19 protein-coding genes and 1 tRNA gene are annotated in these 14,086 nt (G+C 62.7%); 10 read left to right on the top strand and 10 right to left on the bottom strand.

The annotated features are described in order from the left end of the window. Nucleotides 1–169 precede the first annotated feature (169 nt). The 5 genes from egtD to CDV46_RS11205 all read right to left on the bottom strand — a co-directional run bounded on the left by egtD (nt 170) and on the right by CDV46_RS11205 (nt 4,222). Nucleotides 170–1,153, bottom strand: coding sequence for an L-histidine N(alpha)-methyltransferase (gene egtD, locus CDV46_RS11225; RefSeq protein ID WP_087691304.1), 984 nt, complete (start codon nt 1,151–1,153; stop codon nt 170–172). Continuing rightward, on the bottom strand, nt 1,153–2,502 hold the full coding sequence (egtB, locus tag CDV46_RS11220) for an ergothioneine biosynthesis protein EgtB (protein ID WP_176399060.1): 1,350 nt from the start codon (nt 2,500–2,502) through the stop codon (nt 1,153–1,155). The genes egtD and egtB overlap by 1 nt, the downstream gene beginning before the upstream one ends. A gap of 122 nt (nt 2,503–2,624) precedes the next feature. Continuing rightward, nucleotides 2,625–3,149: a chromate transporter gene (locus CDV46_RS11215; RefSeq protein WP_058375900.1), complete on the bottom strand. Its 525-nt coding sequence runs from the start codon at nt 3,147–3,149 to the stop codon at nt 2,625–2,627. 10 nt (nt 3,150–3,159) lie between these two features. Next, on the bottom strand, nt 3,160–3,873 hold the full coding sequence (locus tag CDV46_RS11210; protein ID WP_254916016.1) for a chromate transporter: 714 nt from the start codon (nt 3,871–3,873) through the stop codon (nt 3,160–3,162). A 145-nt stretch (nt 3,874–4,018) separates the two neighbouring features. Continuing rightward, entirely contained in the window at nt 4,019–4,222 is a 204-nt protein-coding gene (locus CDV46_RS11205; RefSeq protein WP_087722548.1) for a hypothetical protein, read from the bottom strand. A gap of 92 nt (nt 4,223–4,314) precedes the next feature. Here CDV46_RS11205 and CDV46_RS11200 point away from each other — a divergent pair. The 4 genes from CDV46_RS11200 to CDV46_RS11185 all read left to right on the top strand — a co-directional run bounded on the left by CDV46_RS11200 (nt 4,315) and on the right by CDV46_RS11185 (nt 6,237). Beyond that, a tRNA-Leu gene (locus tag CDV46_RS11200) sits at nt 4,315–4,399 on the top strand. A 173-nt stretch (nt 4,400–4,572) separates the two neighbouring features. Continuing rightward, the gene (locus CDV46_RS11195) at nt 4,573–5,112 is read left to right on the top strand and encodes an STM3941 family protein (RefSeq protein ID WP_140413341.1); all 540 of its coding nucleotides are present in this window, start codon (nt 4,573–4,575) and stop codon (nt 5,110–5,112) included. Between the two features lie 103 nt (nt 5,113–5,215). Next, a complete protein-coding gene (locus CDV46_RS11190; protein ID WP_058375897.1) occupies nt 5,216–5,647 on the top strand; it encodes a MarR family winged helix-turn-helix transcriptional regulator in 432 nt (143 codons plus the stop codon). 17 nt (nt 5,648–5,664) lie between these two features. After that, nucleotides 5,665–6,237, top strand: coding sequence for an isochorismatase family protein (locus CDV46_RS11185; RefSeq protein ID WP_087722763.1), 573 nt, complete (start codon nt 5,665–5,667; stop codon nt 6,235–6,237). Between the two features lie 6 nt (nt 6,238–6,243). On the opposite strand, the gene CDV46_RS11180 is transcribed toward CDV46_RS11185, so the two are convergent. After that, nucleotides 6,244–6,636, bottom strand: coding sequence for a c-type cytochrome (locus CDV46_RS11180; protein WP_087722546.1), 393 nt, complete (start codon nt 6,634–6,636; stop codon nt 6,244–6,246). Between the two features lie 282 nt (nt 6,637–6,918). Between CDV46_RS11180 and CDV46_RS11175 the strand changes: the two genes are divergently transcribed. Next, nucleotides 6,919–7,431 (top strand): DUF6622 family protein, encoded by a 513-nt coding sequence (locus tag CDV46_RS11175; protein ID WP_087691310.1) that lies wholly within the window; start codon nt 6,919–6,921, stop codon nt 7,429–7,431. A 107-nt stretch (nt 7,432–7,538) separates the two neighbouring features. Here CDV46_RS11175 and CDV46_RS11170 read toward each other — a convergent pair whose 3' ends face one another. The 4 genes from CDV46_RS11170 to CDV46_RS11155 are packed head-to-tail and all read right to left on the bottom strand — an operon-like array spanning nt 7,539 to nt 10,547. Continuing rightward, nucleotides 7,539–8,333 carry a transporter substrate-binding domain-containing protein gene (locus CDV46_RS11170; protein WP_087691311.1) on the bottom strand — a complete coding sequence of 265 codons (795 nt, stop codon included), beginning with the start codon at nt 8,331–8,333 and terminating at the stop codon, nt 7,539–7,541. A gap of 57 nt (nt 8,334–8,390) precedes the next feature. Beyond that, on the bottom strand, nt 8,391–9,119 hold the full coding sequence (locus CDV46_RS11165) for an amino acid ABC transporter ATP-binding protein (RefSeq protein WP_087722545.1): 729 nt from the start codon (nt 9,117–9,119) through the stop codon (nt 8,391–8,393). Further along, entirely contained in the window at nt 9,103–9,756 is a 654-nt protein-coding gene (locus CDV46_RS11160) for an amino acid ABC transporter permease (RefSeq protein ID WP_087691313.1), read from the bottom strand. The genes CDV46_RS11165 and CDV46_RS11160 overlap by 17 nt, the downstream gene beginning before the upstream one ends. Next, nucleotides 9,753–10,547 (bottom strand): amino acid ABC transporter permease, encoded by a 795-nt coding sequence (locus CDV46_RS11155; RefSeq protein ID WP_087691314.1) that lies wholly within the window; start codon nt 10,545–10,547, stop codon nt 9,753–9,755. Before CDV46_RS11155 ends, CDV46_RS11160 begins: the two co-directional genes overlap by 4 nt. Before the next feature lie 448 nt (nt 10,548–10,995). Between CDV46_RS11155 and CDV46_RS27095 the strand changes: the two genes are divergently transcribed. The 5 genes from CDV46_RS27095 to CDV46_RS11135 all read left to right on the top strand — a co-directional run bounded on the left by CDV46_RS27095 (nt 10,996) and on the right by CDV46_RS11135 (nt 14,009). Continuing rightward, the gene (locus CDV46_RS27095) at nt 10,996–11,151 is read left to right on the top strand and encodes a hypothetical protein (RefSeq protein ID WP_176399059.1); all 156 of its coding nucleotides are present in this window, start codon (nt 10,996–10,998) and stop codon (nt 11,149–11,151) included. After that, nucleotides 11,151–11,612 (top strand): Lrp/AsnC family transcriptional regulator, encoded by a 462-nt coding sequence (locus CDV46_RS11150; RefSeq protein ID WP_087691316.1) that lies wholly within the window; start codon nt 11,151–11,153, stop codon nt 11,610–11,612. The genes CDV46_RS27095 and CDV46_RS11150 overlap by 1 nt, the downstream gene beginning before the upstream one ends. A 470-nt stretch (nt 11,613–12,082) precedes the next feature. Beyond that, entirely contained in the window at nt 12,083–12,694 is a 612-nt protein-coding gene (locus CDV46_RS11145) for an iron transporter (protein WP_087691317.1), read from the top strand. 102 nt (nt 12,695–12,796) lie between these two features. Next, nucleotides 12,797–13,120, top strand: a complete 324-nt coding sequence (locus tag CDV46_RS11140; protein WP_058379858.1) for a cupredoxin domain-containing protein — start codon at nt 12,797–12,799, stop codon at nt 13,118–13,120. Between the two features lie 52 nt (nt 13,121–13,172). Further along, the gene (locus CDV46_RS11135; protein WP_058375887.1) at nt 13,173–14,009 is read left to right on the top strand and encodes an FTR1 family iron permease; all 837 of its coding nucleotides are present in this window, start codon (nt 13,173–13,175) and stop codon (nt 14,007–14,009) included. Nucleotides 14,010–14,086 lie beyond the last annotated feature (77 nt).

Below are 14,086 nucleotides of genomic sequence, written 5' to 3'. Positions count from 1 at the left end.
CTAGCGTATTCGTCGCCAGCAAGTCACCGCGATTCATTAAACCGCTGTCGAATCCACAGTTTGCAGAGCGATTGTTGTGGATCCCCTCAGGTAAACGGCACAAACGCAGCAGAACTTTAGGGCTGCTGCGTTTGTGCGTTACCTGCACCGCGTTGGGGCGCTCAGGCGTTCAGGCGTTCCCGGCCGGGCCCAGCAGATACACGGCGAAGCGAGCGCGCGCGTCGTGCCACACACGCTCCACGTCCCAACCTGCCGACGTGGCGAGTGCGCGGAATTCCGTGGGGCCGTACTTGTAGGAATTCTCAGTGTGGATAGATTCGCCGGCAGCGAATGTGAAGCGCTGGCCGAGCACGTCGGCGTGGCACGGGCGCTGGGCGACCAGATGCATCTCGATGCGGCTCGCGGCCGCATTGAACCGGGCTTCATGCCGGAAGGCGTCGAGCGGCAGGTTGCCGTCGAGCTCGCGGTTGATGCGCACCAGCAGGTTCAGGTCGAACTGCGCCGTCACGCCGCGTGCATCGTCGTAGGCGGGCAGGAGTACCGCCGGGTCTTTGCACGCATCGACCCCGACGACCATGCGGCGGCGCGGTCCGAGCATCTTGCCCACATGGGCCAGAAACGCGGCGGCCTGACCCGGCGCGAAGTTGCCGATCGTCGAGCCGGGGAAGAAGCCCAGGCGCGGACCCTGTGTGTCGTGCAATTGTGGAGGAAGCCGGAAAGGCCGCGTGAAGTCAGCGCGCACCGGCAGCATCGGAATGCCCGGACAACGGCGCGCCAAGGCGGCGACCGCGTCGTCGAGAAAATCGTCGGCAATGTCGACCGGCACGTAGGCCCGAGGGGTGACGAGGGCGTCGAGCAGCAATGGGGTCTTGCGACTGGAGCCACTGCCGAATTCGACGACGACGGCATCCGGGCCGATCACATCGGCAATCGCCGCGGCGCATTCACCGAGCAGCGCGGTTTCGGTACGGGTCTGGTAGTACTCGTCGAGGCCGGTGATTTCCTCGAAAAGTTCGCTGCCACGCCGGTCGTAGAGCCAGACACTGGGCAGCGACTTGGGGGTATGGCCGAGACCGGTGAGTACGTCGGTGGCAAACGCGTTCTCGGGCAGTGACGGGCAAACAAATGCCGTGGCTTGGGTGGCATGCGACATCAGCGGTCCTCCGCGAGCCTCAGGCCGCAGAATTGCCAGCGCTGATGCGGGTAGAAGAAGTTGCGGTACGTCGCACGCGAGTGTCCCGCCGGGGTTGCCAGCGAGCCGCCACGCAGCACGAATTGTCCGCACATGAACTTGCCGTTGTATTCGCCGACGGCCCCCGCTGCCGTCCGGAATCCGGGATAAGCGACGTACGGGCTCGCGGTCCATTGCCAGACCGGGCCATAGAGCTGCTGCATCGGGGAGTTCTCGTGCGCGGCGTGTGCTACGTGTGCCACATGTGCCGCGGCCTCCCACTCGTGTTCTGTTGGCAATCGCTTGCCGGCCCAGCGCGCAAACGCGTCGGCCTCGAAATAACTCACATGTCGCACGGGCGCGTTGTCGTCGACCGGTTGCATGCCGGCGAGTGTCATCGCGTGCCATTCGCCGTTGCGCAATTCCCAGTAGAGCGGATGCCCCCAGCCTTCGCGCTGCACGGTGGCCCAGCCGTCCGAGAGCCAGAGGCCCGCGATGCGATAGCCGCCGTCTTCGATGAAGTCGCGCCATTCGCCGTTGGTCACGACGCGCGAGGCGATGGCAAAGGGGCGTAACAGGAAGTCGTGGGCAGGCGTTTCGCAATCGAACGCAAACGACTCGCCGCCGTGGCCGATGGTATGCCGTCCGCCATCGTGTTCGATCCATTGCAACGGGAGGTTGCGATGCGCTTCACGATCGGCGTCGCGAATGATTTCACGATGCGCGGGCCGCAGCGGATTCTGCGCGAACAGATGCAGCAAGTCGGTGTGCATCAGTTCCTGATGTTGCTCTTCGTGATGCAGGCCGAGCGTGATCAGATCGGAGACTTCGCGCGGCAAGTCGGCATGCAGCAGCATCTCGTGCATGGCGCTGTCGACATGCTGCCGATAGCGCACGATCTCATCGAGCGTGGGGCGTGTGAGCAGCCCCCGTTGCGGACGCGGATGACGCGGACCGGCGGCTTCGTAATACGAATTGAAGAGAAACGCGAAACGCGGATCGTAGGGGTGATAGCGCTTGCCCGAGAGCGCGCCGTGTTCGCCGAGCAGAAAAGTCTCGAAGAACCACGTCGTGTGTGCGAGGTGCCACTTGATGGGGCTCGCATCGGGCATCGACTGCACGGTGGCATCGGCGTCCGACAGACCGGCCGCGAACGCGACCGACGCGGCGCGCACGGCATCGAACCGGTCGGCGAGCGTATGGCCAGTCAACGCACGGCCGGCTGCACCCAATGCGCCATCAGGCCCATCGCGCGCGATGCGCGAGACAGTGGCGGAGGGGGAGGTGCCGGAGGGCGCCTCGGCTTGCGACGTACAACATGGGACGGTCATGGGGACACACCGTGCTGTGAAACGTGCGCTCTATTGTAGACCTGTTGACGTCGCTCCGTATGACACTCGGGGAGGACATTGCCAGCGCCCGGACGGCAAGCCGGTTCGCCTACATCGATGGCCTACATCAACCACCCGGTCAGTCCGAGCAGGCTGCCGCCGGCGATAAGCCAGAGCGGATTCCAGCGGGTGCGCAGCGTGATGACGATGGCGACGAGCGTGACCAGCGTGCGGGCAAGATTGATGTCGATTTCGCGGGCGAGAATGGCGCTGCTGGCGGCCAGCAGCCCGACCGTGATCGGGGCGAGCCCGGCGCGCACGGCCCGCACCCAGGGCGAGCGCTCGTGCCGGTCGACCCAGCCGCCGACCAGATACGCGAGTAACGAACTTGGTGCGCATTTGGCGAGCGTGGCGGTGAGGGCGCCGGGCAGTCCGGCGGCTTGCAGGCCGATCAGCGTGACCGCCATGCCGTTCGGCCCGGGGGCTGCCTGTGCCAGCGAGAAGAAGGTGACGAATTGCGCGTCGGTGATCCAGTGGCGGGTTTCGACGGCGTAGCGATGGATGTCCGCGAGGGTGACGTTGGTGCCGCCGACCGCGAGCAGCGACCAGAGCGAACCGTGCAGAAAGAGATCGATGAGCGTGTGCATGGCGTGGCGCTCAGGCGGCATCCGGCGGCGGGCGCATGCGATCGGCGTCGCGCTGTCGTCGCAGATGGTAGGCCATGAGGATGGCGCAGGGGCCCAGCACGCCGAGCACGGCCAGCAGGGGCAGACCGAAGACGAAGCTGCCGACGAAGGTTGCGGCGGCGAAGGTCAGCGTGCTCCAGTGGCGTTCCAACCCGGCGAGCAGGCGCAGGGCGGTGGCGATGACCAGCCCGGTGGCGGCGGGCATCAAGCCGGAGAGCAGATGCTGCACGACCTGTGTTTGTCCCCACTGCGCGTAGGCGAAGCCGATGAGGATGATGACGATGGTCGGGCAGAAGTAGAGACCGGCAACCGCGGAGGCCGCGCCGCGCGGCCCTTGAAAGCGCCGGCCGAGCACGGTGGCGATATTGGCGACGTTCGGGCCGGGCAGCAGTTGGGCGAGTGGCAGGAGCTCGGCGAATTCGCGGTCGGTGAGCCATTGTTTCTGATCGACGACCATGCGACGCGCCCACGGCAGCACACCGCCGAAGCCGGTCGCGCCGACGCTGCCGAACGCGACGGCAAGTTGCCAGCAGGAGGGCGGCGGCGAGGCGTGTTCCCCGGGGGCGCTGACTTGACCACCGACGGCGCTTTTGGCGCCTGTGCCTGATGGTGCAGAGGGCGCGGATGGCATGAAAGGCGGGGTGAGTGCGTCGTGACGATCGGAATTATCTGAATCGGCGGGCATGACGACGAAGCGATAGAAAGGATAGGGAGTCTGGGAACACGCACAAAGGTGTCGCGCGGTTTCCCTTGAGAACGGTAACGCGTGAGATGCTGCGCGTCTTGTTGGCCCGCTGTCAGCCGCTACGTCTGCTCACTACGTAGCCGTATCAAGTGGGCCCGCTACCTGATGGGCCATGAATCTCGTGCTCCAGCCGGACGACTTCCTGAGCGACGAGTGCGATGGCGTTACGAATTTCCATCAACGCGGTGTAGAGCGCCTGTGCATTCTGAGGGGATTGCATGGCGACATCGCGGGCAGCGGATTCGATGGCGTCGAGCGACAGGGCGATGCGGTCGAGATTCTCCAGCATGGGATCGATCTCCGGTGGAGCGCGCACCGCGCGCATGCCGTCATGATACTCAACTGACGTAACGCGGTGGGGATGTTAGAATGCGCGACCCTGCCGGGGTGATGAAATTGGTAAACATAGCGGACTTAAAATCCGCCGCCTTCGGGCTTGCCGGTTCAAGTCCGGTCCCCGGTACCACACACCGTTCTTTGAGCGCACGCGCACGAAGAACCGGTCACGCCTTCTTTCCGAATCCCGATCTCCCCCCAATCGAGCCGATGACGTTCTTTGGTTGATGTCATCGAGCACGGCCGCATCGCCCGGTTGCGCCGTGCAAGGCCGTCAATCCGGCACCTACCTTTGGGGAATGCATGCAATCACTTTCTGTTCAGCGGTCCAAGCGAAAATATATTTTGCTGTTGCTCGGTTGTCTCGGCTTCGTCATTGCCGGTGCTTTCATCCTCCGGTCTGGCGGGACGCACCGGCATTCAGCCGCTTCGGCGTTGTGGATCGGTTGGTCGACCATTGTCTTTTTTGGTGCAGGCATTCCGATTGCCTTGTGGCAACTCGTCGATGGACGCCCCCGTTTGCAGATCGACGGCAACGGCATTCTGGACCGAAGACTTGGCGTGGGCCCGATTCCATGGTCGGAGATCACTGGCGCTTACATCAAAGCCGTAGCGGGCAACGCCTTCATCTGTCTTGACGTCAAAGATCCGGAAAAATGGCGGCAGAAAATGTCGAAGACTCAGCGCATGTTGGTCGCGGGCAATGCGATGCTCGGCTACACCGCGCTCGTGCTGAATGTCAGCGACGTCAAAGAGGATCCCGAGGCGATCCTCGATCTCATTCTCAAGAACCTCTCGACGTGGCAAGACACGCGTAGTCAGTTCGTCGGCTGGACTGGCTGAACCTGCCATCGCCGCCATCGCGGTCAGTGAAGTTTTCCTCAACGGTGCCATGAGATTGAAAGGTTAACTTGCAAGTTGACCTTCCGAGTTCTATGCTCCGTCCATGACTGTTCCCAACGAATCCGAAAGCGCTATCGCCGACCTGTTGCCGGTGATGGGCCAACTCATGCGCCGCCTGCGGGCGGTGACCAACACCCGTGAACTGAGCTGGTCGCAGGTAGCCGTCATGGCGCGCCTTGAAGAGGCCGGTCCCATGACCACCGCTGACCTCGCCCGTGCCGAAGCCGTGAAACCGCAGTCGATGGGCGGCACGCTGGCGGTCATGGAGGCGGAAGGGCTCGTCCGGCGGTATCCGCACCCGGACGATGGCCGTCAGATGCTTGTTTCGCTGACCGACGACGGCCGCGAAACGCGGCGCAAGGTGCGGCTCGCCAAACACGACTGGCTGATGCATGCCGTCGCCGATTTCACGCCGGCCGAACGCAAGACGCTTGTCTCTGCGGTCGACCTCATTCGCCGACTCGGCAACTCTTGAAGCACATCAAACTCACGATGCCACTCTCACAACTCGATTCCCGTCCCGGCTTGCCCGCGCTTGTCGTCATCGACATGCAGAAAGGCATCGTCAGACTGCCGACCGCCCACCCCGTCGCCGACATCACGGCCAACAACGTCGCGCTGTTGCGTGCCTTTCGTGCCAAGGGTCTGCCGGTGGTGCTGGTGAATGTTGCCGGTCTGCCGCCGGGCCGCACCGACGCGCCGAAGCACGCAGGACTTCCCGCCGATTGGGCCGAACTCATTCCCGAGCTTGAAGTACAACCAGACGATCACCAAGTCACCAAGCGGCAATGGGGCGCGTTTTACGGCACGTCGCTCGACCAGTTTCTGCGTCGTCGCGGTGTCACGCAGGTCGTGCTCGCGGGCATTTCCACGAGCATCGGCGTGGAATCCACCGCGCGCAATGCGCACGAGTTCGGCTACAACGTGGCGCTGGTGCTCGACGCGATGACCGACCTGAATCTCGTCTCTCACGAGCACAGCGTCGAGAAAATCTTCCCGCGCCTCGGCGAGACGACGACCACTGCCGAGGTGCTCAACGCACTGTCGCAGCGCGCCGATAGTTGAATCGTATTATTTGAACGTGTGCAGATAGGCCAGCAAGTCCGCGATCTTGCGCGGATTGCTGATGCCCCAGAAGCGCATCTTGGTCCCGGGCACCACTTTGCCCGGGTTCTCGATGAAGGCGGCGAGCGACTTGTCGTCCCAGACGATGCCCGACTGTTTCATCGCGTTCGAATACTCGAAATCCTTCAGGCTGCCGGCGTGACGGCCCGCGATCGCGTTCAGTTGCGGGCCGAACCCCGAGCTCGCCATCGGGCCCACCGAGTGGCACGACGAACAGCGCGACGTGAAGAGCGTTTTTCCCTCGGCAATATCTCCCGCAGCGAAGGCTGGTGAGGCCACCGCCAGCATCAGAAGCAGCAAGGTGCGCGCGGCGGGAACGGGCAGGGGAAAACGGGTCATCGGCGAACGGGGTTTGAGTGGGTTACGCAACAAGCGTCGTGCGGGCAAGGCGTTAAGTTACCGCGTTCTAAATCTCGGGGCCAGCGATTCTGCCGTGCAGCGTTGCGACATCCTGTCGCGGTGCTTGCTCGCGCCCCTCACGCCACCTCCGCCATTCACGCAGCTTCATAGCCACTCGCGCCGGGCCGCTGCCATTCGTCGCATCCCCATCGAGAAGTGTTTCGCAATCTCCGATGCTTCGGTCATCGCCGCTGCTGAGCGGTCATCTTCCGGAGAGTTGCGATGACGTTTCTGTCACATGTCCCGATGTGGGTCGGGTTTCTGTTTCTGGCGCTGGTGGGTTTGGGCCTGTCGGCCACGCGCACGCAGCAAAAGCCCCTGTGGGCGGCGCTGGCGATGCCTGTCGCCATGACGTTGTTCTCGGCATATGGCGTCGCGAATACCTTTGGCGCGAGCACGCCGTCGTTGATCGCGTGGACCAGCGCGGTGGTGATCGTGGTAGTGATGCGCGCCGCGTTGGGTATCTGGGGAGACGTGCGCTGGCTGCCTGAGTCGCGCAGGGTGCTCGTGCCGGGAAGCTGGATGCCGCTGGTATGGATGCTCGCGATCTTCGCGATGAAATTTGCGGTGGCGGTGCAACTGGCCATGCATCCGGCGTTGCACGAACAAGGCAGCTTTGCCGCGTGGATCAGCCTTGCCTACGGCGCATTCACCGGCGTATTCCTTGGCAGAGGGCTGGCGATTCGCCGTGCGATTCGGCTGGCAGACAACAAGGCGGTGCCGTTGGTGTCTTGAGTGATGTCGTGCGTGATTTTGCGCGTGATTCTGTGCGTAATTTTTTGAGTATCGAGGTGTGACGTCGCATCGCTGCGGCGCCACACCCTCGCACGTCGATCAGAAGGTCACGACGCCTTCGTCACGCTGTCAGGCAGATCGCGACCGTGGTACTTCTTGTAGATCGCGTTGAGCTTGCCGTTCTTCAGATTGGTCTTCACCCACTCGTTGATCCACTCTTTCAGGCGCGGTTGATCCTTGTTGAGTGCGATGCCGAGATCGAAGTCCTTCTGCGTGAATTTCAATTCAAGGTTCTTGTCCGGCGCGCGCTTGATCATTTCGCCGAGGTTCGACGGCGTGCTCGAGAAGATGTCCACCTGACCCGTGACCATCGACGTGATCAACGTCGCGTCGTCTTCATAGCGCACGATCTGCGCGCCCTTGGCATTCTGCGCGGTCTCGGTGTCGTTGACGGTGGCGCGCGTGAGGCCGATGCGTTTGCCGTTCAGGTCGGCGTAGCTCTTGATGTTCATGCTCTTCGGACCGCCGACAATGATCGAGATCACGGCGTACGGCACAGAGAAATCGATGACCTTCGCGCGCTCGGGTGTAATCGACAAGTCGGCCACCACGACATCGGCACGGTTGGCTTGCAGCGTCGGCACGCGTGCGGCGTTGGTCACCGAGACGATGTCGAGCTTCACGCCGAGATCCTTGGCGAGCAGTTGTGCCGTTTCGACGTCCGAGCCTGCCGGTTGCAGGTTGGCATCGGCAAACGAGAACAGCGGCGTGCCCATGGCAATCGCAACGCGAATCTTGCCCGCCTTCTTGATGTCGTCGAGCTGATCGGCCAGCGCAGCGTGCGCCATTGCGCCGAGCACAACGGCGGTACAGGCTTGGGCGAAGAGTGTCTTGAGTTTCATGTAGTGGTCTCCTTAGCGTGATGTGTTGTCAACTGCGTTTAGCGAATTTACGAACGCTCACAGGCCGTTGGCGAGGAACGTGCGCAGTTCGGGCGTTTTCGGGGCGTCGAGCATTTCACCCGGGCCGACTTCCCATACCTTGCCCTGATGCATGTAAATGATCTGATCGGCCACGCGCTTCGCGAAGGCCATTTCGTGCGTGACCAGCAACATCGTCATGCCGCCAGCCGCGAGATCCTCCATCACGCGCAGCACTTCGCCCGTGAGTTGCGGGTCAAGTGCGGAGGTCACTTCATCGAACAACATGACCTTTGGTGACATCGCCAATGAACGCGCAATGGCCACACGTTGCTGCTGTCCGCCCGAGAGCTGTTCCGGATAGCTGTCGGCCTTTTCCGCAAGGCCCACTTGCGCGAGCACACGCTTGGCAACGGTCTCGGCTTCGCTGCGCGGCATGCGCTTCACATGACGTAGCGCGAGCATGATGTTCTCGCGCACGCTCAGGTGCGGAAACAGGTTGTAGCTCTGGAAGACGATGCCGACTTCGCGGCGCAGCTCGTGCAGATCGATCTTCGGATCTTCCACGCGAATGCCGCACACTTCGATGGAGCCTTCGTCGATCGTCTCCAGCCGGTCGATGCAGCGCAGCGCCGTACTCTTGCCCGAACCGCTCGCGCCGATGATCGCGACCATCTTGCCGCGCTCCACTTCGAACGACACGCCCTTGAGCACCGGGTTGTCGCCGAAGCGCTTGTGAATCTGGTTGACCTTAACGATTGCCGACATTGAGCCTGTCCTCCAGTGCCGCGCTCCAGCGTGATAGTGGGTAGCACAGCACAAAATAAAACACCCCCACCAGCGAGAACACGAGGAAGGGCTGGAAAATCGAGTTGTTGATGATCTGGCCGGCGCGCGTGAGTTCGACGAAGCCGATCACCGACGCCAGCGACGTCATCTTGATGATCTGCACCAGAAAGCCAATCGTGGGCGGCAGCGACAAACGGATGGCCTGCGGAATGATCACGAGACGCAACGTCTGCCAGCGGGTGAACGACAGGCACTCGGCCGCCTCCCATTGCGCTTGCGGCATCGCTTCCACACAGCCGCGCCAGATGTCACCGAGATAGGCGCTCGTGTAGACCATCAGCGCGAGCGCCGCGGCCACGATGGCGGGCAATTCGAAGCCGTACACCGACAGGCCGAAATACACGATGAACAGCAGAATCAGCAGCGGTATGCCCTGAATCGCTTCGATGAAAATTTGCGCCGGCAAGCGCAGCCAGCGCCGCGGCGAGATGCGCGCGAGCATCACGAGAAAGCCACCGGCGCTGCCGAGCACGAACGCGATCAGCGAGAGCACCAGCGTCCAGCCGATCGACTGCACGAGATAACCCAGATAGGTCCACGAAAAACTGCCGATCATGACGCGCTCCGTTGCGCGGGGGTACCGCTGGTGTTGGTCGCGCTGCCCGGGTTTGCTGCGGCCACGCGCGCGGCTGTCGCGCGACGACGTGCGGCCTGTGCTGTCTGGGCGGCAGCGCGCCGCACGGTGCGGCGGCGCTTGAAGAGGTATTCACCGAACGCCCACGCGACGAGCTTCACCAACAGCGACAGCGCCACATAGAGCACGGCCACGACGATGTAGGTCTCGAGCGAGCGGAACGTGTCCGACTGCACCGTGTTGGCGACAGCGGTGAGTTCTTCGGCAGAAATCTGCGAGGCCATGGCCGAGGCCTGCATCATCAGAATGAACTGCGTCGTGAGCGCGGGGTACACCTTCTCGATGGCCGGTTGCAGCATCACGTGCCACGCGATGCGCCATTTCGACAGGCCCAGACACTCGGCCGCCTCGATCTGGCCGCGCGGCACCGACTCGATGCCCGCGCGGATGATCTCTGCCGCGTAGGCGCCGATGTTGATGACCATCGCGATGACCGCCGCAGCGAACGTCGGCATGTGAATGCCCAGACTCGCGAGGCCGAAATAGAGAAGGAAGATCTGGACGAGGAACGGGGTGTTGCGCACCGACTCGATGTAGATGCCGCACAAGCGCGACAACAGGCGATAACGGCTTCGTTTGGCGAACGCCACGAGTGTGCCGAGTGCCGTGCCGATGATCACGGACAACACCGTCATCTTCAGCGTGAGCCACGCGCCCTCCAGGAAAACTGGCCAATAAGGGACCAGCGGGGCGAAATTCAACGAAAAATGCATGGCTAACGCCTGTCTCCGGTGACGTTCGGGGCCGACGCGCCAGGTAGTGCCTTCACGGTGATGACAACCGCGGTTGCGCTGGAGGGTCTTTCTTGTACGTCGTCATATAAGTGATGTGATTTTGCGCATCGGTATTCCGCGTTGTCAATAGCGCGGGCTTGCGGGGATACCCGAGGCTATGGCCTTGATAGGACTAGGGGTAAGTCGCTCCGGATGCCGTGCGGCGGGGGTGTGGCGTGGCTATGAAGCTGCCTCAACGATCGGTTGACGGGGACGTGTTTCCGCCATGTCATCGTATCTCTTGATTGAGGAAGTCCGATGAGCCGAGAACGTCGGGGAGGGGCGGCGGCGAGGGGAGATGCCGGGTGTCGCGTGGCGAGGGACCTTTTATACTTGCGCTTTATCGCTCGCGGGCCTCGCTTGGGTCCGCGCATCTGCCGAGTCCGTCATGACCACCACCGACCGCAAGCCCCTCGCCCTGAGATCAATAACTGCGGTGTTCGCGCAGCCAAGCGCCGGGCGCGCCGAGCATGGGCGTGGGCAGGGGCGGGTTCATCCGGGCGCGAAGTGCTTGGGCGACGATGCGTCGCAAGGCGAGGTCTGATGGCCTTGTCCGCGACGCCGCTCGACGAACTCGACCGGAATCTGCTCGCGCTGTTGCGCGTGAACGCCCGCGAAAGTGCGGCCAATCTCGCGCGCCGGCTCGGTGTGGCGCGTACGACGGTGCTTGCACGTATCGGGCGGCTTGAGCGCGCGGGCGTGATCGCCGGCTACACCGTGCGGCTCGGGCAGGACGCCGTGGGTGGCGGCTTGCAGGCGTGCGTAGGCATCAGCGTGCAGCCGCGCTCCGGGCGCGATGTCCAGCGACGGCTCGACAAGATGCCCGAGATTCACCTGCTATGCACCGTCAGCGGCGAGTTCGACTACGTGGCCTGGCTGCATGCAGCGTCGCCCGATCAACTCGACGCGCTGCTCGACACCATCGGCGAGATCGACGGTGTGACGCGCACCACCACATCGGTGGTACTCGCCCGGAAGATCGACCGGGGCGGCGTGTTGCCTTGATCCGGCGAGGGTTCCTCCCTGATTCAGCGCTAATTCGGTGCTAAGAATTCGGCGCTAAGGTGTCGACCGGCGGTCTTGGTGCGCCGGTTCGGCCATCCCGCTCGGGCATTTCCGCAGGCTTGGTAATTTTCCGTAAACGCTGGATGGGTATTTGCTAAGAAATCTGCGACGCCATGCCGCGGTGGAAGCGCCTCGTTGGTGCGCCGCAGCAAGGCGTGACGGGGCGTTGTAGCGGCCAACCCCGCGCCTGTCGGGCGTCCCCGTGACTTTGGCCAGTGCGCAACGGTGGCTCGCTGCCGGAAGCGAGGCGTTCCAGCGCTGCGCAAAAATGGGGCAAAATGCGTCCCCATCGTCTTCTCAATCCCCGCAATACCCCATGGAGCGTCGACTTCAGGTTTGTCGGGTAGTGGCGATAGTGCTAAACTTATTGAGAATAATTTGCATTAACTTCCTCACAATCTGGAGTTTGTATGCGCGTGAAATCCCTCGTGGCAGCGGTGCTGCTCGCCGGTGCAGCGACCCTGGCGCAAGCCGCCGAGTTTCCGATCGGTAAGCCGCTGGTCACGGCAGGCATGGAAATCAACACCGTTTATCTGCAACCGATCACGATGGAACCGGCCGGCATGATGAACGATGCCAAGAAGTCGGATATCCACCTCGAGGCAGATATTCACGCCGTGGCCAAGAACCCGAACGGTTACGCCGAAGGCGACTGGATTCCGGGTCTGGAAATTACGTACAAGCTGCAAAAGGCCGGTAGCGCGAAGGTCATCGAAGGTCTGATGATGCCGATGGTTGCGAGCGATGGCCCGCACTACGGCGACAACGTGAAGCTCGACGGCGTGGGCAAGTACACGCTGACGATGGTGGTGAATGCCCCGGGCACACTGGCCGAATTCGGTTGCAAGATGGGCGGCGGCGCGATGGCCGCATCGGGCGCACACGCTGCCCACGGCGGTATGGGCCCGTGGTGCTTCGGCCGTCACGTCGACAAGGAAACCGGCGTGGGTCCGTGGTTCAAGCCCATCACGAAGACCGTCGAATTCACGTTCAGCGGTATTGGCAAGAAGGGCGGCTACTAAGCCCGGACTATCTTGATGCAGCGTTGGCCTGTTGGCGGGTCGACGCTGTTTTCATTTGGAGCATGAAGGATGATTCAGCGCATCGCGCGCCTGCTGGCCACGATGATGGCCGTGCTGGCCACGTTGTTCGCACTCGGCGGCCCCTCGCTTGCCCGCGCGGACGAACTTCCCACGTTCAAGCTGGAAATGAACAACGGCAAGCTCAACCCCGCCCGCATCGAAGTGCCGGCCGGCAAGCGCATCAAGATCGAAGTGCATAACACCGGCACGAACGCGGTCGAGTTCGAGAGCCTGCAACTGCGCAAGGAAAAGGTGCTCGCACCGGGCGCGCAGTCGTTTGTCGTGATCGCCCCGCTGCAACCGGGCGAGTACAAGTTTTTCGACGATTTCCATCAGCAGGCGCAAGGCGTGATCGTCGCCAAGTAAGTATCAGCAAGCATCAACAAGTATCAACGAGCAACACTAAAGGAATTGCACGATGGGTCAGGTCATGTTCATCGTCTGGCGCGAAAGCGTCGAGGCACTGCTGGTCGTAGGCATTCTGCATGCCTGGCTGGCCAACCCAGAGCACGGCGCCAAGCGCGGCCTGCCCTATCTGTGGGCCGGCGTAGCACTGGGGATTGCGGCCGCCGTGGCACTCGGCGCCGCACTGGTCGGTTTCACCGAAGTGCTCTCGGGCGACGCGCAAGACTACTTCCAGACCGCCATGGTGCTGATCGCCTGTGTGCTGATCGTGCAGATGGTTTTCTGGATGAAGCGGCATGGCCGCACGCTCAAGCGCGACATGGAGTCGTCGCTACAGAAAACGCACGATCAGGGCACCTGGTGGGGTGTGCTGATTCTGGTGGCGCTGGCGATTGCCCGTGAAGGCAGCGAGACGGCGATCTTCCTGTACGGCATCGGTTTTGGTCAGCAAGGCAGCGTGCCGCTGACGATGTGGCTGGCCGTGGTGATCGGTTTCGTGCTGGCGCTGCTGACGTTCTGGCTGCTGCAACTGGGCGGCAAGGTGTTCTCGTGGCGACTGTTTTTCCGCGTGACGGAAATCATGTTGTTGTTCCTCGCCGCGGGCCTGCTGGAGTCGGGTCTGGACCGTTTGATCTCGCTGGAGCTCGTGCCGACACTGGTCGATCAACTGTGGGATACTTCCGCGATTCTTGACGACACCAGCCCGTTTGGCGGTCTGGTCGCCACGCTGACCGGCTACCGGGCCCACCCGGCCGGCATGAACCTGTTGGTGTATGCGCTGTACTGGCTGTTCATCTGGGCGCTGTTGAAGCGCGCAGGTGCCCCGGCCAAGCAGGTGAAGGCTGCATAAGCGGTAAATGCGCGGTAAATGAGTTGAGTCGTAACTGAGCCGTACCCGGGCGGCACGAACCACCCGATTGGCCATTT

The organism is Pandoraea sp. PE-S2T-3 (assembly GCF_002179965.1).
Classification (GTDB): Bacteria; Pseudomonadota; Gammaproteobacteria; order Burkholderiales; family Burkholderiaceae; genus Pandoraea.
Note: the sequence above shows the minus strand (reverse complement) of the source record. Positions and strands in the feature narration are given on the sequence as shown.